Source organism: Bdellovibrio sp. HCB209, assembly GCF_047306065.1.
GTDB lineage: Bacteria > Bdellovibrionota > Bdellovibrionia > Bdellovibrionales > Bdellovibrionaceae > Bdellovibrio.
Map to the genome: position 1 here is coordinate 1,402,858 of NZ_CP178618.1, position 25,650 is coordinate 1,428,507.

The window sequence follows — 25,650 nt, forward strand, 5'->3', positions numbered from 1 at the left end:
TAGCAGAGATAGCCATTCCTCTATGGACAATGTGCCTAAAATCACTGATAATTTTCGATGCCCTTTGAGTGGGGCCAACTGACAAAGGACAATGCGTGTTTCTTGCTCCTCTAAGTCTTCAAAATGTTTCTCAGCTTCGTCATCCCAGTGAGCGTGTACCTCTAGGGGAGCAACGTGAGTTTGCAGAGGGCTTGGATTTGATTGCAGAAGGTGCCTTTGATGGCCACGAGATGCAATCTGCTGCTAGCGGAGCTATGCAGTTGAAGATTTTCATCAACGATCAAAAAGAAAATGCTAAATGCTCAGTTAAGATCTTGCAGGATGAAACTTCAGGAGTTCTTGATTTCCGTTGCGACAATTGCGGAACTCGCGGTGATACAAAAATTACTTGCGCCCATCAATGGGCTAGCTACGTTGTGCTGTGGCAGGCACTGACTTTGGAAGAGGAGACTCCTGCAGATCCTCGCATTGAAAAACTGTCAGAAGACTTAAGAGGTCCACGTCAGCGCCATCGTCAAAGTATGGGCACTGAGGGGGAAACTTCGGGTTTCCTGCAATCAGTGACCCTGTACATGGAAGAAGCCCCGGTTTTGCGTGGCGAGATTTTAAGTTCCCTTTTAGCAGAGACTGAAAAACCATATCGTCTTTTGGAAGTCTCTAAAGAGCAAGAAAGTCTGGCACCATCTTTGTGGAGTTTGCCAGATGTTTTCCGTCGTAAACTGACAGCGTATTCTGAAAATTATTTTAATGAAGTTAACGAGCAAAACCGTATTGCGGGAATGGTTCGTTATAACTTTAGTAACGGCGTGCAAGTTTGCGCCCGTGATATCCTTCGCCATCCACTTTACAAAAGTGTACCGAAAGATCTTTTACCTCAACCCAGAAAACCAGACACGGCTTTCAATAGATGGCCGTTGACTCTGCAACGAGACAACTTGTTTATCAGTCAATCCCTGCGTGAAGTCGAAGAAATCATGCAGGCCGTTTTGGCGAATATCGCGACCAAAGTAAATCAAGGCCAGCTGGAAGCTTATATTCAAGGTAAGAACTCACAAAAAACTCTGCCAATTCGTTTGATTGATTATGATATGAGCCGCGAGTTTGAATGGCGCGTGGACTTTACCGAAAAAGCAGAATTGATTTCTCAATTCACTTTGACTAGCCCGGAAAGAAAAAAGCCTTTCGCATTTTATGAATCCTTTGCCTTCGAAGCTGAAGAGGGAGTTCTTGCTGTTCACCCTTGGTATCGCGAGTGGAGTGAATTCGTTCGCGTTTTGACGGATGTGAACACGGATGCTTTGCAGTTTACGTTAAGCTCTACAGATTATCCGCGAGTTGAAATCGAAGGGGAGTTGGAAGCCAAACGCATGGTGAAGCACCTGCGCACTCGCTCCATTCCATTGCACGTTACGGGTGAAACCACAGTTTTGGAAGAATCCAAGAGTGTGATGGGTATTTATCTCACCGAGAATGGAAATTTCCATCTGCAACACGAAGCCCGCGTTGCAGGGCAAAAGGATCTGGCTCGTACCGGTTGGACAGCTCGTTCGTCTCTTTACCTTCATGTTTTGTCTGAGGGCTTGCCGTATTTCTTAGGCACTGATGCCAAGGAAGTCGCAACACGCGCTCGCGGTAAAAGAGATTGGGATCTTAAACTGCTAAGACATCTGGGTGTTTTGCAGTATCTGACGTTAGAAATCCTGAACTGGCATTTTGCTGGTGAATTGACGGACGGTCGAATTGTCGAGGAAGACGAAATCTTTAAAATCCTTCAAGACAATATCCAAGCAATCCTAGTCAGTGGCACGGGCGTTGTTCTGGCTCGTGAGATGACATTGTCTGAACTGTGCTCACGCAATGTCTTGGTTTACTTTGATGATTATGTGATTAAAACTTTGCAGACCTTGAAAGCGAGCGAGTCTTTCTATTCCGAGTCTGGCGAAGTTATTTTGGAAGGCGCGGTTGAACGCGAATTCCGTCTGATTTATGAAATGCTAAAACGCCTGGTTGCTACAACTAATGGTGACGCTTTCAAAAAATCTCGTACATCGTTCTTGTCGAAAATCTGGAATGGGGATCCGGAAAAAGATCCCACTTTGCGTACAGGGTTGTTCCAGTTCCCGAATGTTCGCAAAGAATCTTCGCACACGCATGATACGATTGAGTCCTTGCAGGCATTGTTGCCGCATGGATTTAAAATCTATTACAAAGGACAAGCTCTTCAGGAATTGAATGAAGATGACTTCCAAGTGGATTTCCTTTTGACCAGTGATGCCGCTGAAAAGTACTTCAATTGGTTTGAGCTCAATCCAAAATTCTTCCTGAAAGGTCAGGAAATTGACGCCCAAGCCATGTCAGGTTTCGGTGGCGGTGGAGTGATCGAATACGACGGGAAGCTGTATCTTGTTCCTAAAAAACAAATGCCAAGCCTGCGTCGTCTAGAAAACTTCTGGAAGAAGCTTCAGGGCAACAAAACAGATGCGAAAACTAAAGGTGGCATCGGCGAAAGAGTTTACAAACTGCCTCGTCATCAGATTTTGGAGCTATTGGCATTGCGTGCCTCTGGTGTGGCGATTCGTGGTGACCACGAGTGGAAGAAAATCTGTGATTTCTATGATGGCTTAAGCCAGGGACCTCGTGAAGTTAAAATTCCAAGAACAGTCAAGGCAGAGCTGAAACCGTATCAAGAGTACGGCGTTCAGTGGCTGCAAGATCTTTACAATTTGCGCCTAGGGGCTTTGCTTGCCGATGACATGGGTCTGGGTAAGACCTTACAAACGTTGACCTTCCTTGAGGACCTGCGTTTGAAAGAGGAACTAGGACAGGTTCTTGTCGTGGTACCATCATCATTGATCTTTAACTGGCAAAGTGAAGTTCAAAAGTTCGTTCCTGATTTGCCGTTGGAAGTTTTCACCAATAAAGACCGCGATCGCTTAGGCAAGAAACTATTCACGAAACAAGACTGTGTCTTGATTACGACCTATGGTCTTTTGATGGAGCATGAGGACTTTTTGTCTCAAGTTCATTGGAAGACTTTGATTTTTGATGAAGCGCAAAATTTAAAGAACATCACGACGAAACGTACAAGTGCTGCCAGATCATTGAATGCACAATTCAAGATCTGTCTAACGGGTACGCCGATGGAGAATCACTACGGTGAGTTTTATTCGTTGGTTGATATCTTAGTGCCAGGCAGCCTTGGTAAAATCGAGGACTTCCGTCGTCAGTTCGTGAACACGGAAATGGTGACTCGCGAGGAAATGGATGATCTTAAACTTAAGATCAAGCCGTTGTTGCTTCGTCGAACAAAAAAAGAAATCTTGGATCAATTGCCTGAAAAACAAGAGACTAAGATGAGTATCGCCTTCGAAGACAAGCAGATGGAAATCTATCGTGATATCGCTTTGTCTTATAACCAAAAGGTTCAAGAGGCGATGACGACTAACGGAGAAGCCAGCGTGCAACTGCAAATGTTGACAGCCCTTCTGCGTCTACGTCAGGCGTGCTCGGATCCAGCGGGTTTACCGAATGTTCGCTATGATAAAGTTCCGCCGAAATTGGAAACTTTGCTCGAGTCCATCAGCGAGATCGTAGAGTCCGGCGAAAGTGCATTGGTCTTTACTCAGTTCTTACAAACCCTGGAACACACAGCAAGGCTTCTGCACGATGCTGGAATTCCTGTATTCATGCTTCACGGGGGAGTACCAACGGCTCAACGTCAAAAGATCTTGGCAGAGTTCAACGCCACTAAGGGTGGAGCGGTTCTGGTTATGACTCTAAAAACGGGTGGTGTGGGTCTGAATTTGACCAAGGCCAGCTATGTCTTCCATTTGGAGCCATGGTGGAATCCATCCGTGGAAAACCAAGCAACAGACCGAGCTCACCGTTTAGGACAAAGCAAAGCTGTGCAAGTTTTCCGCTATATCATGCATGAATCTTTGGAAGAAAAAATCGAGGTTCTTAAAAATCGCAAAGGCGTGAAGTTCCAAAACTTGTTCGGCAATGCGGAATCAACGGCGGATTTGGGCGGCAGTGCAAGCGGTGCTCTGTCTAAAGAAGATTTCGATATTCTATTGGGTCTCAAGTAGGGAAGCCTACTTGAGTATCTTGACCTGGAATTTTTGTGCTTTGATTTTGCCGTTACGAAGACTGTTGAAAGCGTGATTAGCGCTATCGGAGCGAACGGCAACATAAGTGTAAGTGTCGTACATTTCGATTTTACCGATATCGGCGGCTTTTAATCCACCAGCAGCACCTGTCAATGCACCTAAGATATCGCCTGGACGAATTTTATTTTTACGTCCACCAGAGATCATCAATGTTTGCATCGGAGACTGTTTCCACTCCCAATTAAGGCCAAATTGATTTTTAAAGCCCAAAGAAGGCTTTTGGAATTTTCGACCCGTAACACCTTCAATTTCGATCAACTTCAAGGCGTCTCTTGCAGATAGTAAAGTCACCGCGGTTCCGGATTTCCCAGCGCGTCCCGTACGACCAATACGGTGAACGTAGGTCTCTGGTTGCAAAGGGAAGTCATAGTTAATCACGAGTTCCAGGTTTTCGATGTCCAAACCACGAGCGGCCACATCTGTTGCTACCAAAATTTTGGCGCTGCCATTTTTAAACAAGGCCATGACTTTTTCGCGGTCTTTTTGTTCAAGGTCACCATGAAGGCTCACGGCACTGGCTTTAAGATCGCTGAATCGGTTCATCAAATCATTCACAGCATTTTTAGTATTACAGAAGATCAGGCAGGACTCTGCTTGATGCTGTTGCAAGACGCGCATCAGATTATTGGCTTTGTCGGCCTCTTCAGAATCGTAAGTCACTTCTTCGATCAGTAAAGACTCTGGAGCTTCTGTGATTGTGATCTTTTGCGGATTTTTTTGATAGCGACGGCTTAAATCCAAAACAGCATCAGTGAAGGTTGCCGAAAACAAAACCGTTTGACGTTGAACGGGAAGCTCTCTCATCAGGTTTTTGATTTCCATGATAAAGCCCATATCAAACATTTTATCGGCTTCATCTAAAACCACGGTCTTAACATCGTCTAAAAACAAACGACCCTTGGTTGCTAAATCCAGAATACGTCCCGGAGTACCCACGGCAATTTGCACGCCTTTTTCAAGTTCCAGCTGTTGCTCGCGGCCTGTTTGTCCGCCACCAGTTAAAGAAATGGTTTGTAGGCCCTCAAGTTTGCGACCCAGTTTGCGAACTTCCGTCAAAACTTGAGTTGCCAACTCACGAGTCGGGCAGATGATCACGGCTTGCAAAGTCTTTTGGTTTAATTCCAGTTGATTCAAGATCGGCAAGATAAAGGCTGCGGTTTTACCGCTACCAGTTTTTGACTGACCAATAAGATCTTTGCCAGTTAATAGCACCGGAATACTTTGTTCCTGAATGGGAGTCATAGAGCTAAAGCCGAGCTCTTGCACGACGGCTAATAGCTCAGGTTTAAGATTCAAAGCTGAAAAGGAATTAGTGGTACTCAAAATTGGACTCCCGGAATGGGGCCACTATAGCAGAACATTCCGGAAACTTCTAGTTTTGAAGCTGACTCAAAGCTTGGAGCCAAGGGCTCGTAATCTTTGATAATTGCACGTTACTTTCAACCGGAAGGTGAGGAGCTATCTCTGTTAAAGCGAGCAATGTGACCACTTTTTGCGGGAAATCCAAGGTCGTCCCATCGCCATTAACATAGAATTGCTCTTTGGTGCTAAAGAGCTGCTTATTCATCGCATAGTAGATCTCTTGAGCACTCCATAGGTAGGCGTCGATGTTCGTCAGGCGCCAAGCTGCCAGAAGAGCGCGAATCGCATACGCCTGCTCATAAGCGCGATAAGGAACCGCATCAGAGCGCTGGAACTCTTTAAGCTTATACTGTGATTGAACCAAAGAAGACTCATTCACCAATTGATTGGAGATAAAGTTCGCCAAAGAAACGATCAATAGCTTGATGTCTTTACGGCCTTCAACAAGTTCGTCCAAGTTCGAACGACCGTTGCTGTCTTTTTCCGTCAAGATCGTGGATTTCGTATTCTCAACTCCATCAGTGGCCTTTAAAAATTCAGACAAGGCCAAAAGGAATTTAGAAACATCCACTGAACGAACGATGTTTGATTTAACACCGTCCTTCATATCAACGATTCCACCCATCAGGACAGTTTCATTGCTGCCCATATATTTGTCGGCCCAGATGATCTCATCATTCAAAGACACCAAAAACACAGGAGTGGCTTTCTTCGTGATGTCTTTCAAAAGAACCGCGATATCCCCAATGTTCAAAGCAAAGAACATATCCTTAGGGAAAAGACTGCGTTGGAACTCTGCGGATTGAACCGTTTCAACTAAATCTTGGGCTTTGATTTTTCCAAGGTACTTATCAAAGCTGCTGACTTTCCAGTCGGCAGTGATTTTAAGCATGTGGCTTAAGCCTTCGATTTGTTCTGCAAACGAAGAGGCTGAAAAGTCCTTCGCATAATCCACACCAGGATTTACGTGGAAAGGATCCTGCAAAGTCACTTGATCAGGAATGCGGTATGAATACGGCATTTCTGACAGGCGCATAATATCCAGAGGATGTTTGACCTTTTCAACTGGAGATAGCAACGCTGGAACCAAGCGATCGTTGATGTCACGATAGCCACCGATAGTGATTAGCTTGTTCACTTGGGAAAGAGCCGTTTGCAATCCTAAGTCAGCGTCATCTGTATTTTCCATCAAAAGGGCACGCGCCATGATTGATGAACCAGCTGTGTTCGCCTTCAAAGTAGCCGGGGAGCCAACGCCCTGAATTTTTAGAGGTTCGCTCTTAGTCAGGTTTAACTGGATGCTTGGCGTTTCAAAGCCCGCAACTTTACCATCGTAAGCCTTCAGGTTTTTCAAAGACCATTTGTGCAATAGATCTTGAACGTAAGGTTCGTAGTTGTTTTGTACGTTGCTAAGAACCTCTGCCTTTTTGTTGATACCATCGTCGATATTATCAGCAAAGATGCCCGGGATATCGCGCACGAATTTAACGGCAAAGTCCTCAACAATTGTTGTCAGGAATTTGCTGGCTGTATCATTCAAAAGATTACGGATCTTGATCACTCCGAATTTTTCAATTTTAGGGAGGATAAAGATTTTTTTGGCGATACCGTCAATAATACCACCACTGCAACCAGGGGTGCGCAGACATTGAAGTTCTTTGTCGTCCTGTTTGCGAAGGAAATTATAAAGCTCATTGTTCGCAGCCGAGAAATACTCTTCACGCTCTGCCGGAGTCAGCATCTTCCAAACATCGATCAAAACCGTCAAAGCCCCTTGCGAATCGCGGGTTACTTCAATACCACGGCCGATCAACAGACCTTGGCTCATTTGTTTGTTAAGATCGTCTGGCAGTGTGACTTCAAACTCCGCCATCAACTGTTGAATCAGTTGCATGTTCTTATAGAAGTTTGTCGACTCATAAAACGACTTAGTGAAAGCCGCCATTTTGGCAAAGTAAGGCTTCGTCTGAATGCCGATCTCTGTTGTAAGACCCTCTTCAACCGGTGGCAAAAGTCCCAGAAGATGAATTTGTCCTAAGAAATGTTCAGTGAAGTTTTCAACTTCCTTAATCAAGACATCCACGCGAACGGCACGATCCGCCCACGGAAACTCTTTACCCATTTTTGCTAAGTGCGCGCGCAAGACAGACTTGGCCTTGATCAAATCAGCTTGGATAAGTTCCAAGCTGGAAGTCACCTCGCTGCGAGTTTGAGCCGTGGCAAGCGCTGCATAGGGAGCAATCGACAAAGATTGGTAAGATGTCGTTTTGGGTTGGGCATAGAATTTCTTAATCCAGTTAAGACCTTTTTGGCGGAGAGCGGGATTCTGAGTCAGCACACCCAAAGTATAAACGTTCTGAGCTTGGCGAAAGAAATTTGAAGTGGAGACTTCACCTTGCCAAGCAATGTTTAATTTTGTCGCGTCGGACTCTTTCAAGCCTTCACGTAAATTGACGTCGGAATAGCGAGGGCCAAAGTTTTGAGTGCCTCCACCTAAATTAGGGGATTGAACTTTAGGAGCACAAGCGCTTAGGAGGAAAGAGAATGCTAAAGAAATGCGTAAAGCTTTTTTCATCAGTTCCTCCTCCTAAAAGAAAAGCATCAGGTTTAATTCCTGAGCCAGTTGACGTTCGACGTTGGTACCTTGAGCATAGTCAGAAATCTCAAGTGAAGCGATCATTGGTAGCAAGGATTGCTTCTTGAAATAAGACGATACCGTAGAATAGACGATTTGTGCTTTAACTTTGTGATAGTTCGACGCTGTGTTCTTAGAAAGCATGTCATAGCGAAGTCCGCGAGACCCGCTGAAATCGTCGGCTTGTTTATTCACGAACTCATAGCCCGTTCCAAAACTAAAGCGATCACTCCAGTCATAGAACAAATTGCCGCCCAAAATTTGCGAATCACCGATCTTGCGATCAATATTTTCTTTGTTGCTGGCATCAGGAAGAGTGTCGTCCGAATTTGAGGGAACACGTTCCGTGATTTGATCTGGAACGTTGTACACATAGCTCAAAAATGGAACCGCAGTGAATCTTGAGAACTTATAAGAGTAAGCAACTGTGTTGTTGATATTGGTGCGACCAAAATTGTTCAAAGCCGCCAAATCATCGGCATCGTATTTAGGACCCGTTGGTAGATTTATTTGCGCTTGGTAAATCAATGCCGTCTTTTTATCGTCAAAAAATTTATAAACGCTGACCACTTGAACGTCGCCCACGAAAGACTCATTGCGATTAGAAAGCTGCTTATAGCCTTTTTGCGCCAAAGTATCGTTGGTGGCTTTACCGAGATCGGTGTTTAACGCCTCATCCAATTCAGCGCTCAGGCCTGAAAATTGGCGACGGTAGTAATCAATATTTGAAAACTGCGAAGACATTGAAATCTGATTCGTATACTTCACAAAAGGGACGCCCACTCCCAGAGTCCATTTCGAGGTCACCCCATGGGCAAAGACAGGCGCGAAATAATTGACGTGGGGTTCAGTTTCAACCTTCAAGACGCCCAAGTTGAATTTATCGCCTAATCCTGTGCCACCGAACTTATTCAGGGCATTGATCAGCTTTCTGGCGTCGGCGTTGAACTTTTGCAGGGTTTGGGCGTCGAAATTCACAGATTTGTAGTCGCCAAGCTTAATCAGGCTGCCATCATCTGTATATCTTTCACTGAGTCCGTCGAGGTTTCCGTAACGGAAAGAGGGGCTGCTAATGCCCGCTGGGAGGATGTCTGTCGATAGCAGGGCCCAGGAGCGGTTTGCACCCAAGAGAAGGCCTATGGCTATGAGTAAAAGGGTCACTGCTTTCACTAAAATCCTCACCAGAATGCGACGAGTGGAGTTATAGCCGGAATGCGAAAAAAAGTCTCGTGGAAAGCCAGTAATGATCATTTTCCCCCTGAATGTAAACCATTGGTTCCCCAACGCTGGCAAAATCTACTCGAGTCTGTTAGATTCCTGACACTATGACGACGCTTAAAGTATTCCTCTCAGACTCATTTCAGCCGCAATTGAACTTGGCCACTGAAGAATGGATCTTCCACAACTTGGATCCATCCAGTCAGGTTTTGTTCTTATGGAGAAATGAAGAGACAGTGGTCATCGGTCGCAATCAGAACCCATGGTCTGAATGCAACCTTGCTCAGATGAAAAACGATAAGGTGCATTTGGCTCGTCGTACGACAGGCGGTGGAGCTGTTTTTCATGACCTAGGGAACACCAACTTTACCTTCTTGTCTCCCAAAGAAGGCTACCGTCGTGAAAACAACGTGCAGATCATTTTCAATGCTCTAAAAAAATTCGGCATTGAAGGTGAGGCATCGGGCCGTAACGATTTGATGGTTCCATTCCACGATGGTCCTCGCAAATTCAGTGGCAGTGCTTACCGTGAAAAGAAAGACCGTGCCTTTCATCACGGTACGTTGTTGTTGCACGCTGATTTGACTCGTCTGGGGAACTACCTGACTCCGAATCCTAAAAAGTTAAAAGCCAAAGGGAAGGAATCAGTTCGTGCTCGCGTGACGAATCTGAATGAGATCTCTAAAGACATCAATCACGACAAAATCGTTCCCGAGATGATCCGTGCTTTTGAAGAGTTTTATGGCTCCAAAGCCGAAGTCATTATGCTGAGCCTAGAAAGCTTGCCAAAGATTCCTGAGTTGAAAGAGCAATACGATCTGCTTTCTTCGTGGGAGTGGTTGTATGGTTCGACTTTAGAGTTCACGCACAAGATGGATGAGTACTTGTCATTGGGATTCTTTGATTTCCACTTCATCGTTGATGATGGTGTGATCAAGGATCTAAAGATCTATACGGATTGCCTGTATCCAGCGTTGATCGAAAACATCCAACAGTCATTGGTTGGAAAACACTATAACGGGGACAGTGTGAAGGCGGCCTTTGTAGGTGCCGTTCAAAAGTTCCCTGAGCTTGAGCCACAGATCAATGAGTTGGAATCTTGGCTAGTTAAGAATATTGAGATTTAAGGAAAACTTCGTGGTTAATATTGGACAAATGAATAAATTAAAAGCCGTTAAACTTACTGACTTCGGTATGTTTTTAGATGGCGACAAAGACGGGGAGATTTTACTTCCACGTCGTTACGTTCCCGACAGCCTGAATGTGGATGATGAGATTGAAGTGTTTGTGCATTTCGATTCTGAAGACCGTTTGGTCGCAACAACTGAAAAGCCCAAAGCCATGGTGGGTGAGTTTGCTCACTTGATGGTAAAGTCTGTTGAAAACGTGGGTGCATTTTTGGATTGGGGCCTGGGCAAAGATCTTTTCCTTCCCTATGCCGAACAAACTCGCAGCCTTCGTGTAGGACAGGCCGTGGTGGTCTTTTTGTATTTGGATAACACGGATCGTATCGCTTCTTCGATGCGTTTGGATCGCCATGTTTCTAAAGAAGCAGGTGATTACAAAGAAGGCCAACAAGTGGATCTATTTATCGCTGCTGAAACTGATATGGGCTTTAAAGCCATCATCAATGGTAAGCACTGGGGTATGATCTATGCGAATGAGATCTTTGATCGCATCGTTCATGGCCAAAAATTGAAGGGCTATATCAGAAAAGTTCGTGAGGACGGCAAGATCGATTTGAGCTTGCAAAAGTCGGGTCATCAAAGTTCTGAAGATATCGGTCCTTTGATCTTGGAGCGTTTGCGTGAAGAGGGCGGCTTTTTACCGATCAATGATAAAACTTCCGCCGAACTTATCTATGAGATGTTCGGCGTCAGTAAAAAGAAATATAAAATGGCCTTGGGTGATTTATATAAAAAACGCGTTCTGACCGTTAAAGACGACGGGATCTACCTTAATAAGTAGATCCGTCTTCCAGTTTCGCCAGTGATGGTTGCTTAACCAAAGCTGGCGGAAAGTACTTCCCATCTTGCAGCTCTTTCTTCGGGCCATAAAATCTAAAAGTCAGATTATAGTTGCCACCTGCTGGTGTTGGCAGCCAATTTTCCTTGGCAACCCCTTGAGGCATTTTGCTAGAAAAATAAAGTGTCAGTGATCCATCTGGATTTGGTTTCGCTCCCGTTTGATTATTAATCACGAATTTGTTGTCAGGATTTGGAATGACTTTAAAGTCATTCGTATCAACACACACGATACTCCAGAAATAACGAGCTAAATCAGCGGGCATTTTTCCTTTTGGAAAGGTGATTGAATACGTCGTACTGCCATTGAGTGGTGTGTTAGTCGTGTCTTTCATCGCGGTATAGTAAACAGCTTCTTGGGAGTTGTTGGCCCAAATACCACCATAGTTTATTCCCGTTCTAGAAATATAGTCGGCACCATAGTTGCCATGACGGGGAGCCATGCCCCAACCATTTTTATGCTTCTGCATTTTTTCGAGTGTCATCAGAAATTCTGGAATGGCTTTTTCTCGCACTAGTTTCGCTGTCGCTTCGCGAGTCTTGTCATTTTTGGCTGAAGCCTCGACAGCGATCACCTTGCGTTGCAGGCCACCCATATTAGGATTGATGTCTTTTTCGGATGCCAAGATCGCCGAGGCATTGTCAAAAACTTCGATTCCTGGAGGAGTTTTGTGCTCGAACTCCACCACCTTCGGAGATTCTGAAATTTCCGGTTTTCCTGTGGGATACATTTTCATTTGTTTTTGCAGAGCTACGGCTTCCTTGGTGTCGGCTCCTAGTTCGATGCGCGCTAAAACTCTGGATTTTTTTGATGGCAGAATAATTTTTTGAACGTCGGGAGCAAGCTTCACAGTGGAGTCCTTCAAGCACATCGCAAATTTGCCAAAGGCATGTTTAGGATAGTTGCGGTCATTAATATTGGCCGTGGTTTCGCCCCAGCCATTCAGGAACTGAACGGTATAGTAACGTCCCTTGATTTCTGGAATCTCCACCATCGTGCAGCTGTCTTTGTCGATGGCCACCCACGCTTCACTGTATGCGACATCTAGATTCGGATTGGCCCACTGAACCCCACCGACATCACGATGGATCATTTCATTCCACTTAAAGCCCTCTTTTTGAAAGTCGATGTGTTCTTGTCTTAGAATCAACACTCGTCCCATTAAGTATTGATAGGCATCAACGACTTCTTTTTGAGTGATGTTCTTCATTTGTCGGGCAAGTGAAGTCGTGGTGGTGAGTAGGGTTACAATTAGCAAAAGAATGTTTAATGACTTTGTCATATGGTTCGCTCCTCTGATTCCGGTTTAGTTTAAATGGGAGCCATGAAATGCAGTACATGATTATTGGCACGCGATCTCGCTATAGGTTTTAAAATATCACGAGCTCGGTAAATCTGATGGGACTAATATAAATCGGAGGTTCTTAATGAAAGCCGCACTTGTAAGTGTTGCCGTGATTTTGCAAATAGCAATAGCTCACGCCGAGGTGAGTTCGGAAGATATGAATAATTCAAACAATCCGCTGACTCCCATGGCTGCTGTTAATCTGCATGATTATTTTCAAACATCGGTATTTGGCACCGACGAAAGTTTAAATACAGCTTACTTGCGTATTGCTTCCCCAATGATGCTGGGAGGAATGCCGCAATTAGCGCGCATGACGATCCCTTATATGCCTGCAGCTTTGGAAACTCCGACAAGCACCACTTCGGGCGTGGGGGATATCAGCATTTTTGATGTTTTCTTAATTGGCAATACGGGTGGTATGCAAATGGGTGTCGGGCCTTTGCTCGTGATGCCGACGGCTTCTAAAGATGAAACCGGAGCAGGGAAATGGCAAATCGGAGCCGCGGGAGTTCTGATGTATCCAAACCCGACGGGATTGCTCGGTGCCTTGCTTACGTATCAACATGACTTTGCTGGAGACAGTGATCGCCCCACTCAAAACCTGGCGACATTGCAGCCATTCTTTATCTATAACATGCCCGGCGGATTTTATGTGCGATCCACGGGGATCATGATGTTTAACTGGGAGACCGGTGATTACAACGTTCCAATCGGAGCCGGTGTCGGTAAGGTTTGGAAACTCGAAGGAGGAACAACGGTGAACTTCTTTGGTGAGCCTCAATGGACAGTGGCCCATGAAGGTCAGTATACTCCGAACTTTCAGACATTCGTGGGTTTGAATTTTCAATTTCCGTTAAAGTAGTTTAAAAAGAGGTCCCAAGGCATCAACCTTGGGACCTCAATCATTTTAATCCAAAGAAAACATAAGATTTAGTCCGGCGGCTTTGTAGTCGGCAAGTCCTTTTGCGACCGTCGAGTAAGAAGAGTCGAAGTAAAGATTCAGTCCCCATTTTGTATTGAACTTCACTGTGGCTCCGAAAACACCTGGGAAAGTCGGTGTATCAACACTTGAGACTTTGCAATTGGAATCTCCTGAACAGCTTTTCGCGACATTGATGGAGGCAATAAATCCCAAGTAGATTCCAAATTTTTCGTGAGGCTTAAAAAGAATCGTGACGGGAATATCAATGTAATCAAGATTCCACTGGATTTTGCTTCCTGAACTGTCGTTCTCAGTTTCCAGAGGTCTTTGCGTATAGAGGAGTCCTGTGCGGAAGTGGGCCGTGTCACCTTGCAGAGGAAAATGAGCGAAGGCACCACCTTGAAATCCCGTGCGAGAGTTCGTTGATATATCAGGACCGTAGGCATCACCCGATTGTTGTCTAACGCCCAACTCAAGGCCGTAATCTAATGCCGCTTGCGCAGTTGATGTGAGTCCTAATAAAAGTGCTATGACAATCAAGTACTTGTTCATGATTTCTCCTTTAGTTGTTAACGACGAAATCCACCACCATGAAAACCTCCCCCAGCGCGCATACCTCCACGAAGGAAGTTCGATTCTCCTCCAGGAGTGCGTTGCATGTTGGAGGGTTGGCGCATGTTTTCAGGGGGAGTGCGAGCTTCGTGGGTGCGTTCTAGATTTTGGATGTTGTCAGGTTTTTTGACGGGGTCCCAAGTGTTCGGACCGTTGTACTTGGACCAGTCGCCTTTGCCATTACGACGATAGACGCTGCCATCATGTCCTGCGTAGACCTTGTTGCTATCAAGGCCGCGAGCGAACTTGGTATTGCCGATGGTGTTCACAGCCATGCCATGTCCACCGGCGCCGGTGATAACTGTGTGCTCACCCCAGTTGTGATAAACGTTGGTGACGTTGATGTTCACGTAGGTCGGGCCCCAGCAACAAGATCCCCAACCCCAAGGGTACATCAGGGCTCCCATGGAAAATCCCATAAAGAATCCTTCTTCGTAACCCCAACCATAACCCACGCCGAATCCATAAGTAGATGGTGGGGGATACCAGGCCGTTGTGGAAGTGTAGGTAGGATAGGAATATCCAGTTCCATACACAATCGTACCATCTGCAGAAACAAAAGTGCCGTGATAGCCCGGCGTATAGCCGACAATCACATTGTCAGCACTGGTTCCGTAGATGCGCACATAGGTCACATAATAAAGCGGCGATGAAGTAGGTATTTGATAAATCTGTTCAGGGACAGCGATGGAAACTTCCCAAGGACCATTTGATTTGTTCGAGTTAAACCAAACACCGTCTTGAACGATGTAGTACAGATTCGGATTCACCATCAGCAGAGGTGTGTTGCAGTTTTCTGCATACTGCAAACTGCTGGAAGAGATTTTCTGCCATTTAATATCGCCATCGCATTTTAAATTCTTGGGCTTCATATTGCGAGGGACTTGCGCCGTCTGCGGAATTTGACTGGTGATTAAAGCCTCTTTGGCTTGGGGAGTTCCCGGTACTGAAACTAAAACCTCTGCGACGGGACTCGTGACAGGAATTTTTGCGAACTCTTTCGGAAGATCTTTAGCTGTCGCGAATTTCCAAGGTCCTTGCAGAGATTTCGCTTCAAACCACCTTCCTGAAATTAGTGTGTAGTAGTTCTGAGAAGAGGACTGCAAAAAGATAGAGTTGGGAGAATTTGAGACATAAAGCAATCCCGTTTTTTCGACGGTTGAAAATTTTGGTTCTCCCTCACTTTGCAAAAGTTCAGTGGGTTTGGTCGCGATAAATATCTGTGGCATGACTCCTGGTGGGTAAATCGTTTTCCCATCGGCAGTGCGGCCTTCAAGGGGATCCACGGTTTTTGCTTTGATGAGGTCATCTTTGACCATCACGAACTTCGATGATGGCGAAGACTTGGAAGGCATAAACGGGCCAGTCACTTGCGGAGCTGTGAACCACTTACCCAAAGCCCAAAGATAAAATCCTTTGTCTTTGTCGTGCAGAATCAATGCACTGGTGTTCACAACGCGCTCGATACTTTTTTCTTTACCGGAAGGACCCAGCGTGGGCTCTCCAGAAATCATGATCAATAAACTCGGGCGAGTGGCGAAAATAATTTGTGGCGGATCATTTTTAAGCTCAGGAGATTTTTTACGCTTGTCGATGGAGTGAAGGTCGAGGCTCGCCACCATATTGTGATAGGGGAGGACATGTTTCTTATCGTTCAGGGCTTTATCCAAGGAGCGAATAAAATCTGTGCGTTTGATTTTCTCTTCTGGAATTTGTAGGTCGGTCACCTTCAGAGTTTCCAGAGTCACGGTGTCGTTGTCTTTATCGATCAAGGTGTTGGCTTTTAATAACATCGAACCGTAGGAGTCTTTACCGTCTTTGGTGAGTTTGAAGGCCGCACGGGCGGTGACAGTGTTATTCTCTAAAGACTCTACCTGAGGTTGGTAAATCGTGATTTTTTCTTTCGAATCTGTTGAAAGATCTTTGGGCCATGACATGGCAGAAGAAGCAGCTTGATTGGTTTTAGGAGCTGCGTGGCTAAGTAAACCACCTAAGAGCAGGATACAAACGCCCGCTGAAAATTCCAGCTTCATCATGTCCTCCGATTTTCTTTGTATCAGAGTACGGGATGAATCTAGGCGTGAGGCGGTCCTGTGGTAATTTACAGAAGCGCCGTGGATGCTTTTAAGTTGTTTCCTCGAAGGTGCCTTTTTCGCGGTTTTTACGAACGTTTGGCACTTTGAAAACCTGATTGTGGAATGAGATGTAAAAGCCCGGAGGCAAAAGCTTGGCAGATAGCAAAGCCTCGGTGACATTTTGAGTGGCATCACTGTCATCAAAACCCATCGGGATCATAGCGCCAGTGAATACCACCGGTACCTTTGGCGTTCCGATTTCTTTGAAGCAGTACTCTGCAGAGATATGCATTGTATCTGTCCCGTGCAAAAGCACTATAGGGCAGTCACGTTGCATTTGATCTTTGATGGTTGCGCAGATAAGCGCACGGTCTTCATCGTTCATGTAAAGAGAGTCTTTACTGAGCAACGGATAAACAGAAATATTGGTGTAAGGTAAACGCAACTTAGAAAGGATGCGGTTCTTGATGCTGGTGCCACGATTTTCCAATGAGCCATCGAACTCATTATAGGTTTTTTCGATCGTGCCACCAGTAGTGATAATGATAACGTCTTTAACAGGAGTTCCCATATATGTCGGAGATCCTATGCTAAGATCTCCGAACTAGCTACTAATTTTCGCTAACTTGCGGGCCGCAAGCTTGGTCAAGACTCATGTCGTCTTTCTTCGGATTGAAGATACGACCTAATTTACCCGTCAAACCGCCAGTGCCTTTTTTGTAGACTTGGCATTTTTGGATCAAACCGAAGTGGTCAGAAACCATCATACGGTGCAAACCAACGCGCAAAGTATCTAGGTTTGTTTGAGCTTTTACGCGGTTTGTGAAAGCCGTCGTCAAGTTGTTACCTGCACTCAAAACATGCAATAGATCTGTCATACCCATTTCGAACTTTTCAAGCTCGTTGTCATAAAGAGCCGTCAAGTTAGCTTCAGCTTGTTTTGCCAAAGACAATTGCATTTGGCTTTCGCGCAAAGAACCAACAGTCGTTTCAACCATTTTAGCTGTATCGAAATCGATTTGTTTCTTTTGAAGGCGGATAGCATCCAATTCGCGGTTACCGATTTTTAGGATCAAGAAGTTACCGAAGTTGAAGTTTGCAGAACCTGCGCCCTCAGCATCAGCAAATGCACCTGTTGGCCCACGAGAAGCGCCCCAAGAAGCACCTGTCAAGAATGACCAGAAGGCACTCCATTTACCAGCTTCAGTCGCCTTCAACATAGAAGACAATTGACGAAGTTCTGGAGAGCGAGCCAAAGCTTGATCTACAGTTGTTTGCAATGGTTGGTTTTCAACAGATGAAGAGCTGATATGGAATTGCTCGATTTTGATTTCAGTAGAAAGAGGCAACGCCAACATTTCGCGGATTGCTGCTTTTTCTTGAAGGATCAAAACGTCCATTTGGGATACTTGGATCTTAGACAACTGAGTTTGCGCCTGAACTTGCATTAGTTCAGATCTATCTCTCATGCCAGCATCCACGGCTTCCTTGATAGCAGCTTCAATTTTTTTGTAGTTCTCGTATTGATACTGGATGATCTGACGAAGCTCCATGTCACCTTGGATAGTGGAGTACATAGAATACGCAGAAGAATAAGTATTCAACTGAGAGATGTAATAAGACTCACCCTGTGCGTTCAACAAATGTTGGCTTTCGCGAAGGTCCAACCATTTGCTTGGAAGCAAGAATGGCAAGAGCATATTTACAGAGGCCAAAGAGAAGCTCATGCTGTTGTCGATAGCCGCACCCAAGTTGATACCTGGAAGCAAGTTTCTACGAGCACGGTCCACAGAGTCTTTAGCTTTGAACACGTTGTTCATTTGCACAGCAAGTTCGATATTGTTTTCGAGCAAGCGTGCTTTCAACGTGCGTGGGTTGATAGTGATAGATGTCGGTTGTTTTGTAGTGGCTGCAAATGATGTTGCAGAGATCATTGTTGCAAGAGCAAGCGCCGCCAAATTTCTCATTTTGAACTGAAACATTTTAGTTCCCCTTCGAAGTGAGAGAAAATTATTTGGTACCTAATTAGAAGTCAAATAATACGTGGAAAATAAAAGCTAAACGATCCTAAACATCGGTAAAGTTTCGGTTTTTCGTACCCCTTTGAGATCGGTGCACGGAATTCTTTTCATCGAGCTTTAGGGTGCTAAAATACTCTATTGAAAGGCATATCGATTTCGAGGAGTAGTACGTTGGATGATCAGAAGTCGTTTAATTACAGTATAAGTCATAAAAATAAGATGCTTGTAGTATCCTTCACTGGGGAAGAAATGGGATCCGTCGTGGTTCCGGCTCTTGAGGCCTGCCGCCAAGAGATTCTTTCTAAAGAGGAAGTCCGCCAGGTCGTGTTTTATTTTCAAAACATCGATCGGATTTCTAGTGAGGCTTTGGCAAGTTTTGCACAGTTGCAGAGGGACATTCGCGCGAAACCCGCTGACCTAAGACTCTGTTCCCTCAAGGGAGCCTTAAGAGAGAAGTTGGTTCGAATGGGGATGGTGCGTAGTCTTGAAGTGACCGAGGATTTGAAAAGTGCCCTCTTGTCATTTCCAAGGGCTGCCTGATATGGTGCCGACTCTCTAACAGGAGTCGGACTGATGAAGGCCAATAACTACAGCTTTAAAAAGAACCAACCTGCCAGCATGCGCTGGTGGCACTGGCTGAATGCTTTGGCGATCCTTGGATTGCTGGGGACAGTTTTGCTGCGCAAAACATTTCTAAGCTGGCGTACAAACGCGGTCTTTATCCAATCAAAAGTTGAAGAGGCGGGTGGAGCTGTAACTACGGAGGCCGCTCAATCTATCGCGAAGGGTCTTCGCGATGTGATGTGGCAGTGGCACTACTGGATCGGTTTTGCCTTGGCCGCCCTTTTAGTGGCGCGCATTTTAATCGGTATCTTCGTGGTTAAAAAATGCCCGGCAACTCACGCCGTGCAAAGTGCCAAAGGCATTCCGGCGCTTCCGCCAGAGACTCGTATCACCGCTGTTCACTACACGCTGGTTAAGACGGGCTATGCTCTTTTCTATTTAATCACTCTATACATGGTGCTTTCAGGGATCGCTTTATACTTTAAGCAAGAGATCGGTCTTTCTAAAGACTTCTCGCACTTACTTAAAGAAGTTCACGAATGGCTCATGTGGTTCTTTGTGGGTTTCACGGCTTTGCATATCGTGGGAATTTTCATTGCGGAAAATCGCGGAGACAAAGGGCTTACATCCGACATGATCAACGGTGGCAATTAGCTACGGGGAAAAGTTAAAGTAAAAAAAAGGCTGTCGGAGAGACAGCCTTTTTTGTTTTCACCGTTCTTAGCGGCAGTATTTGTAATCCTTGATTGCAAGTTTCACGAAGTCTGCGCCATTGCCGCGAAGGACTTTTTTCTGGCCGTTTACTTCGCTAGTCACCTTAAAGCGTTTTGCTGCGTCACTCTGCAAAACTTCCCAGTAAGTAGCGCCGGCACCTCTTGGAGGGAACAGCTTCACTGTGCTGCCTTTGCTTTCTTGCTTCTTCATATAGCCTTCCAGCATGGACAGAACACACGGGATGAATCTATTAGCATCCGTCGTCGTTGCATCACCTGAACGGCAAAGCTTACCGTAATTTCTTTCTTTACCCACGTGGAGTTGGAAAGGACCACCCAAGGAACCGTTCGGTCCACCTTGGCGAGCACCTAGCTGGCGGCAAGTACTTTCGTAAAACGCCATGGAGCCCAAGATTGTTGTCCAAACCTCTTCCTTCTCTTTTTGTGAAAGAGTCGAGTATTTAGGACAAGCGGCAATAAGGTCTTTAGTGCCTGCAGTTAGCATTGGGAATTCATTCTTTTGGAAGGCGCGCTCGACCGCTTTATAGTAGCGACCTTCTTCTTCCTCATTAACGACAGATTTGCAGACCTTGTCGGCACCAATTCTTTTTAAAGAACGGGCTACGTCGATGGCAGCAGCATCTTCGCCAATCATTTCTTCGGTTAAATAGGCGTCATCGGTAATTTCCGTTGTTTTAAACGATCCTACAGATGCTTGAGCAACTGTTAGGTTACCAATGATCAGGGCGGCTAAAATAAGTGATTTTTTATTTAAGCATTTCATGGAGTGACTCCAATGCAGATCGGGTGCCACCTGAAATCGGGCTGTACTAAAACGAGGCGCCGTTGACCCTGTCTAACTTTGAGACACCGACGAACTTTGCGTTACTGTTTCCGGCAACACCAAAAACAAAGGGCCGGTGATTGCTCACCGACCCTCGAAGTCGCCCACATAGTGACTTGTAAAGACTAATTAATCGCGGAAACGACGGGGAGATGAAGAACCGCCTGATGGGCGAGATCTTTTGATCCCTGGGTGGTCTGCGCGCTCAGAGCGGTTGCCACGATTTTCATCGCGATCGCTGCTGAAAGAGCGTTTACGGAAAGGACGTTCGCCGCCACCGTTGTCCATTGCTGGAGCACGGTTGCCACGGCCCTCTTCACGGTCATAGCGCTCAGTACGAGCGCTGCTGCTGCGTTCAGTACGTTGTTCGCCACCAGCATCGTTGTTGCCGCGGAAGCTTGCGCTTGCGCCACCAGAACGGCGAGGAGCACTTGCGCCTCTGCTTGGAGCGTCGTTTTGGTATCCACCATCGTTGTAACGAGGACGGTCGCCATCGTCAGAACGATTGTTACGGAAGCCACCACGGTTACCGCGGAAGCCACCACCAGTGCGAGGACGGTCGTTGTAACGACCACCACGATCACCACCGCCATCACGGCCAGCAGTGAATCTGTTGTTGTTCGGATCACGAGGCAACAACTCACGAGGGATACGGTCGCCCATGTAATCAAGGATAAGATCTTTTTTAACGAATACGTCTGGGAAGTAAGCCACGATAAAGCGAGCTAGCAAGTCCTCAGTCGAAAGATCTTTAAAGTTGATATCATCAGCTTGAGAAAGATCTTGGATCAAATCAGCAGCCAATTGCAAAGATGCATTTTCAGCATCCATGGAGCCCACTTTATCCAATACGTTTTTGATTTTAAGACCAGCAACTTCGTCAGCAGAAGGCACAACACCTTTAGTGAAAGTCGCTTTCGTCGTATTCATGATACGGCGAAGAAGAGTCAATTGGTCAGAGTTCACCAAAGTGATCGCTGTCCCTTTTTGACCGTTACGACCTGTACGGCCGATACGGTGAACATAAGATTCAGCATCCCATGGCAAGTTGTAGTTCACAACGTGAGTAAGATCTTTGATATCCAAACCACGAGCCGCAACGTCTGTTGCTACGATAACTTTAACTTGTTTTGATTTGAACTTTTTCAAAGTCGCTTCGCGCTCTTGCTGAGATTTATCACCGTGCAAAGAGTCTGTTGGGAAACCACGTTGAGCCAAAATGTCAGACAGTTCAGCAACTTCCATTTTAGTTTGGCAGAAGATGATACCGTAGAATTCAGGCAAAGTTTGCAACAAGCGAGAGATAACCTCTGTTTTGTGCATGTTTTTAACTGTGTAGTAAACTTGATCGATAGTGTCAGCTGTAGAGCCCACTTTGTTCACTGCGACTGTTTCTGGATTTTCCAAATACTTTTCAGTGATACGGCGAACTTCAGGAGACATCGTCGCAGAGAACAACCAAGTTCTGCATGCTGCACGGTCATTGGCAGCAGCGTCGTCTGGGTGTGTTGCAGACAAGATGAAATCCAAAGCGTCTTTGAAACCCATAGAAAGCATTTCGTCTGCTTCGTCTAGGATCACAGTTTGAACTTTAGAAAGTTTCAACATTTTTTGCTCAAGGAAATCAACCAAACGGCCCGGAGTCGCAACCACGATGTGGGCGCCACGTTTGATACCGTCGATTTGTGTGCGGTAAGAAGCACCACCGTAGATTGTTACTACGCGGATGCCTTTTTTCTTACCAAGCAAAGCCAATTGCTCAGCAACTTGCAACGCCAACTCACGAGTTGGAGAAAGCACAAGAGCTTGAGTGTCTTTGATAGAAGCATCAAGGTTTTCGATAAGAGGAATACCGAACGCAGCAGTTTTACCAGTACCAGTCGAAGCGAGACCGATAAAATCGTTCGCACCGCCTAATAGCAAAGGAATAGCTTGTTTTTGAATGGGCGTCGGAGTTGAGAAGCCCATGTCTTTCATCGCATCCATCAACGGAGCGCTAAGACCAAAGCTTTCAAATGTATCGACAGTAGTTAAAGGAGGAGTCACGAGTAGCCTTTCAGTTAGTGGAGCACTTCACCAAATGGCCAAACTATTTTCGGATATTGGTATGCGCTCTAAGATATGAATGGCGGAATGTACACGATGTTAGGGGTAAAAGCTCAGGATATATTCCCTAGTTGCAATAATAATGAACTATTTGCAGAAACTGAGAGTATTTCAGACACTTACATCGCTCGCGGCGATTGTAGTGCTTCTCGCGGAATGCGAGTACCTAAGGGCTCCTCGCGATAGCTGATGCCAATCTGGCACTCGATCGTAAGACCAGCTCCCGGCTTGACCTTCAGGGGGTATCGGTCACCAGGATTCGGCGGAGTTAGAGAAAGTCAGTTATACTTTTGGAGTTGCCTAAAATCCTGGCAGGGAGCTCTGGTGCGCTCCTCGGTGTAAATAATTAAAAATTTTGGCGCATCTCGATGAATTTCGAGATATATAAGGGACCATGATTCATTTATCAAACATCACAAAGCAGCAGGGGAACAAAGTTCTCTATCGTAACGGTAACTTCCAAATCAACGACGGCGAGAAAATCGGTCTGGTTGGTTTGAATGGTACAGGTAAAACTACAATCTTCCGTATCATCACGGGCGAAGAAGGTTACGAAGGAACAGTTTCTAAATCCGATAAAACTGTGATCGGGTACTTCTCGCAAAATATCGAAGACATGCGTGGCCGTTCGGCGATTGAGGAAGTTAAATCCGCAATCGGCAGCATCGGTAACATGCAAGAAAAAATGCAGGAATACGAAGCTAAGCTTTCTAATCCGGATTTGGATCCAGATGAGATGATGAAAATCCTGGAAGTGTACGGGGAGATGCAAGGTGAGTTTGAACGCCTTGGTGGTTACGACCTTGAATCCCGTGCTGCGGAGATCTTAACCGGTCTTGGTATCGGTCCTGAGGACTATCACCGTCCGACAGAGAGCTTCTCTGGTGGTTGGAAAATGCGTATCGCTTTGGCGAAAATCCTGGTGATGAACCCGCAAGTCTTGCTGATGGACGAACCGACGAATCACTTGGACGTTGAATCTATCATCTGGCTTGAAGAGTGGTTGGTGAATTTCAAGGGTGCCGTTTTGATGACGTCGCATGACCGTGACTTCATGAACCGTATCGTTTCTAAAATCGTTGAAATCGCAAATAAGACGATCACTGTTTACGGTGGTAACTATGACTTCTACGAAAAAGAGCGCGACATCCGTATGGAGCAATTGATCGCAGCAGCAAAACGTCAGGAAGAGATGCTAGCTAAAGAAGAAGAGTTCATCGCTCGCTTCGCAGCTCGCGCCTCGCATGCTGCCCAAGTTCAATCTCGTGTTAAAAAATTAGAAAAAATTGATCGTATCGAAGTTCCGGTTGAAGAAAACGAAATCAAATTCGTATGGCCAACTCCGCCACGTGGTGGGGATGAGGTTGTTAAGTTTGAGGGTCTTTCTAAGGTTTGGAAACGTGATGATGGCAAAGAGAAAAATGTATTCTCTGGTGCTCAAGCACTTGTAAAACGCATGGACCGCATTGCGGTTGTCGGCGTGAATGGTGCGGGTAAATCCACATTACTTAAGATCATCGCTGGCGAGGTCACTCCAACTGAAGGTACTTGTGCTTTAGGTGCATCTATCAATCTTGGTTACTTCTCTCAGAACTCCCTAGACGTCCTTGATCCTAAGATGACAATCGTGGATGAAGTGCACTCACGCATGCCGAATGCAGGTATGGGAACTGTACGCTCGCTTTTGGGGGCATTTAAATTCTCTGGCGAGGAAGCCGAGAAAAAGATCTCTATCCTTTCGGGTGGTGAGAAGTCTCGTGTTGTTCTGGCAACGATCCTGGCGCAGCCAGTGAACTTGTTGGTTCTGGATGAGCCGACGAATCACTTGGACATCGTGTCTCGTGAAATCTTGCTTGAGGCGATTAAAAACTTCCCTGGCACTGTTATGATCGTATCGCATGACCGTCACTTCTTGCGTGAAGTGACGACTCGCGTGTTCGAGGTGGATAAAAACCAACTTCGTATCTACGAGGGTGACTACGATTACTACCTTCACAAAAAGAAACAGGAAGCGGGCGCTCGCTAATGAAGCTCGCTTTTGACTTGCGCGATTTTAAAATTCCTGTGGACCGTTTGGCTCCGCAGGAGGTTTTTCGCACTCGTCAAAAAGATCTCTTGTCCTATCGTTTCTATCCCGCACGCTCTGAAAATCTGGTGATCCTTTATCATGGAGTTGGTGGCGACAGTCGCTATCTCTGTGTTTTGGCGCAAGCCATTGCCTCTGCCGGATTGGCTCAGGTTGTAACTCCAGACTTCCGTGGTCATGGGGCGAGCTTGCAGCTTTCCGATAAAATCTCTGCGAATCAATTGGAAATCGATCTTGAGGAGTTAGTGATTCATATGAAGATGAAAACTTCAGTGAAGAACATGATTCTGTCAGGGCACTCGTTGGGTGGGGGATTTGCTTTGCGAATTGCTGCTTCCGATATCGGTAAGCAGTTTTCAAAATTCGTGGCGATTGCGCCGTACTTGCCTCCAACATTTCATGCACTCCAGGATAACTTGGGTGGTTGGATCTACTTTGATGAAGATGGCGAAGGGATTAATGTGAATTATCCTGAGGCCTTTAAAACAGGCGAAGAGAAGACTCACTATAGTGCCGATTTTATTCGGGCTGCTACGGTACCTGAGGATCTTTTATTATTGTTACACGAACAAAGCGTTCCCTTTTCAGTGGTAACAGGTGATCGCGACGAAGTGGTATTACCCCTCCGTTTGCAGGAGATCTTTGACGGAATCGCTTCTAAAGCGGCTACAGAGCCTGGTTTAAATCATCTGACCATCGTGACGAAGCCTGCTTCGCTCTTGTCCTTCTATGAGACGTAATTGCGATTAAACTTACTTATAATTTCGCTTAAGCTGACAAAAGTCCTGCCGATAAGTTCTACAGAAAAACGAAGATTACAGAAATAAGTAACCAATTTTGAACGTAGGCGGGGGTTATGAATTCTGAACTAGGAGTGTTCGCACTTCGTCAGATAGTTTCGTCAATGGTAGTGCTGGGTCCTCTGATCGTGATAACAGGAGCATTCAGTT

Annotated in this window: 18 protein-coding genes; 8 read left to right on the top strand and 10 right to left on the bottom strand. The window is 45.7% G+C overall.

Annotated elements, in window-relative coordinates; translation table 11 throughout:
- Window positions 1-95: 95 nt before the first annotated feature.
- Complete coding sequence (locus ACLVWP_RS06930; RefSeq protein ID WP_413560894.1) at window positions 96-4,088, top strand: DEAD/DEAH box helicase; 3,993 nt, start codon at window positions 96-98, stop codon at window positions 4,086-4,088.
- Window positions 4,089-4,094: 6 nt separating this feature from the next.
- Here ACLVWP_RS06930 and dbpA read toward each other — a convergent pair whose 3' ends face one another.
- From dbpA to ACLVWP_RS06945, 3 genes are read right to left on the bottom strand one after another with little or no spacing between them, the layout of a single operon-like run.
- On the bottom strand, window positions 4,095-5,492 hold the full coding sequence (gene dbpA / locus ACLVWP_RS06935) for an ATP-dependent RNA helicase DbpA (RefSeq protein WP_413560895.1): 1,398 nt from the start codon (window positions 5,490-5,492) through the stop codon (window positions 4,095-4,097).
- A 49-nt stretch (window positions 5,493-5,541) separates the two neighbouring features.
- Window positions 5,542-8,106, bottom strand: a complete 2,565-nt coding sequence (locus ACLVWP_RS06940) for a hypothetical protein (RefSeq protein WP_413560896.1) — start codon at window positions 8,104-8,106, stop codon at window positions 5,542-5,544.
- A 12-nt stretch (window positions 8,107-8,118) separates the two neighbouring features.
- On the bottom strand, window positions 8,119-9,336 hold the full coding sequence (locus ACLVWP_RS06945; protein ID WP_413560897.1) for a hypothetical protein: 1,218 nt from the start codon (window positions 9,334-9,336) through the stop codon (window positions 8,119-8,121).
- 155 nt (window positions 9,337-9,491) lie between these two features.
- Here ACLVWP_RS06945 and ACLVWP_RS06950 point away from each other — a divergent pair, with 155 nt between their 5' ends.
- Complete coding sequence (locus ACLVWP_RS06950) at window positions 9,492-10,511, top strand: lipoate--protein ligase (RefSeq protein ID WP_413560899.1); 1,020 nt, start codon at window positions 9,492-9,494, stop codon at window positions 10,509-10,511.
- A 28-nt stretch (window positions 10,512-10,539) separates the two neighbouring features.
- Entirely contained in the window at window positions 10,540-11,352 is an 813-nt protein-coding gene (locus ACLVWP_RS06955; protein WP_413560900.1) for a S1 RNA-binding domain-containing protein, read from the top strand.
- Here the strand turns inward: ACLVWP_RS06955 and ACLVWP_RS06960 are convergent.
- Window positions 11,342-12,691 (bottom strand): DUF1214 domain-containing protein, encoded by a 1,350-nt coding sequence (locus ACLVWP_RS06960; protein WP_413560901.1) that lies wholly within the window; start codon window positions 12,689-12,691, stop codon window positions 11,342-11,344. The two genes, ACLVWP_RS06955 and ACLVWP_RS06960, sit on opposite strands and share 11 nt — an antisense overlap.
- 145 nt (window positions 12,692-12,836) lie before the next feature.
- Here ACLVWP_RS06960 and ACLVWP_RS06965 point away from each other — a divergent pair, with 145 nt between their 5' ends.
- Window positions 12,837-13,619: a hypothetical protein gene (locus tag ACLVWP_RS06965; RefSeq protein WP_413560903.1), complete on the top strand. Its 783-nt coding sequence runs from the start codon at window positions 12,837-12,839 to the stop codon at window positions 13,617-13,619.
- Window positions 13,620-13,664: 45 nt separating this feature from the next.
- Here ACLVWP_RS06965 and ACLVWP_RS06970 read toward each other — a convergent pair whose 3' ends face one another.
- The 4 genes from ACLVWP_RS06970 to ACLVWP_RS06985 form a co-directional block, all read right to left on the bottom strand.
- A complete protein-coding gene (locus ACLVWP_RS06970) occupies window positions 13,665-14,231 on the bottom strand; it encodes an outer membrane beta-barrel protein (RefSeq protein WP_413560904.1) in 567 nt (188 codons plus the stop codon).
- Between the two features lie 17 nt (window positions 14,232-14,248).
- Entirely contained in the window at window positions 14,249-16,327 is a 2,079-nt protein-coding gene (locus ACLVWP_RS06975; protein ID WP_413560905.1) for a hypothetical protein, read from the bottom strand.
- An 88-nt stretch (window positions 16,328-16,415) separates the two neighbouring features.
- Window positions 16,416-16,937, bottom strand: coding sequence for an asparaginase domain-containing protein (locus ACLVWP_RS06980; protein WP_413560906.1), 522 nt, complete (start codon window positions 16,935-16,937; stop codon window positions 16,416-16,418).
- A gap of 40 nt (window positions 16,938-16,977) precedes the next feature.
- Window positions 16,978-18,348, bottom strand: coding sequence for a TolC family protein (locus ACLVWP_RS06985; RefSeq protein ID WP_413560908.1), 1,371 nt, complete (start codon window positions 18,346-18,348; stop codon window positions 16,978-16,980).
- 210 nt (window positions 18,349-18,558) lie between these two features.
- Here ACLVWP_RS06985 and ACLVWP_RS06990 point away from each other — a divergent pair, with 210 nt between their 5' ends.
- Window positions 18,559-18,927 (top strand): STAS domain-containing protein, encoded by a 369-nt coding sequence (locus tag ACLVWP_RS06990; RefSeq protein ID WP_413560909.1) that lies wholly within the window; start codon window positions 18,559-18,561, stop codon window positions 18,925-18,927.
- Window positions 18,928-18,960: 33 nt separating this feature from the next.
- Entirely contained in the window at window positions 18,961-19,605 is a 645-nt protein-coding gene (locus tag ACLVWP_RS06995) for a cytochrome b/b6 domain-containing protein (protein WP_413560911.1), read from the top strand.
- A 66-nt stretch (window positions 19,606-19,671) separates the two neighbouring features.
- Here the strand turns inward: ACLVWP_RS06995 and ACLVWP_RS07000 are convergent, their stop codons facing one another.
- Together ACLVWP_RS07000 and ACLVWP_RS07005 are read right to left on the bottom strand one after the other, a co-directional pair.
- On the bottom strand, window positions 19,672-20,448 hold the full coding sequence (locus ACLVWP_RS07000) for a hypothetical protein (RefSeq protein ID WP_413560912.1): 777 nt from the start codon (window positions 20,446-20,448) through the stop codon (window positions 19,672-19,674).
- A 189-nt stretch (window positions 20,449-20,637) separates the two neighbouring features.
- On the bottom strand, window positions 20,638-22,554 hold the full coding sequence (locus ACLVWP_RS07005; RefSeq protein ID WP_413560913.1) for a DEAD/DEAH box helicase: 1,917 nt from the start codon (window positions 22,552-22,554) through the stop codon (window positions 20,638-20,640).
- 454 nt (window positions 22,555-23,008) lie between these two features.
- On the opposite strand from ACLVWP_RS07005, the gene ACLVWP_RS07010 reads away from it, so the two are divergent.
- Window positions 23,009-24,640 (top strand): ABC-F family ATP-binding cassette domain-containing protein, encoded by a 1,632-nt coding sequence (locus ACLVWP_RS07010; RefSeq protein WP_413560915.1) that lies wholly within the window; start codon window positions 23,009-23,011, stop codon window positions 24,638-24,640.
- Window positions 24,640-25,440 (top strand): alpha/beta hydrolase, encoded by an 801-nt coding sequence (locus ACLVWP_RS07015; protein WP_413560916.1) that lies wholly within the window; start codon window positions 24,640-24,642, stop codon window positions 25,438-25,440. Before ACLVWP_RS07010 ends, ACLVWP_RS07015 begins: the two co-directional genes overlap by 1 nt.
- The last annotated feature ends 210 nt before the right edge of the window (window positions 25,441-25,650 follow it).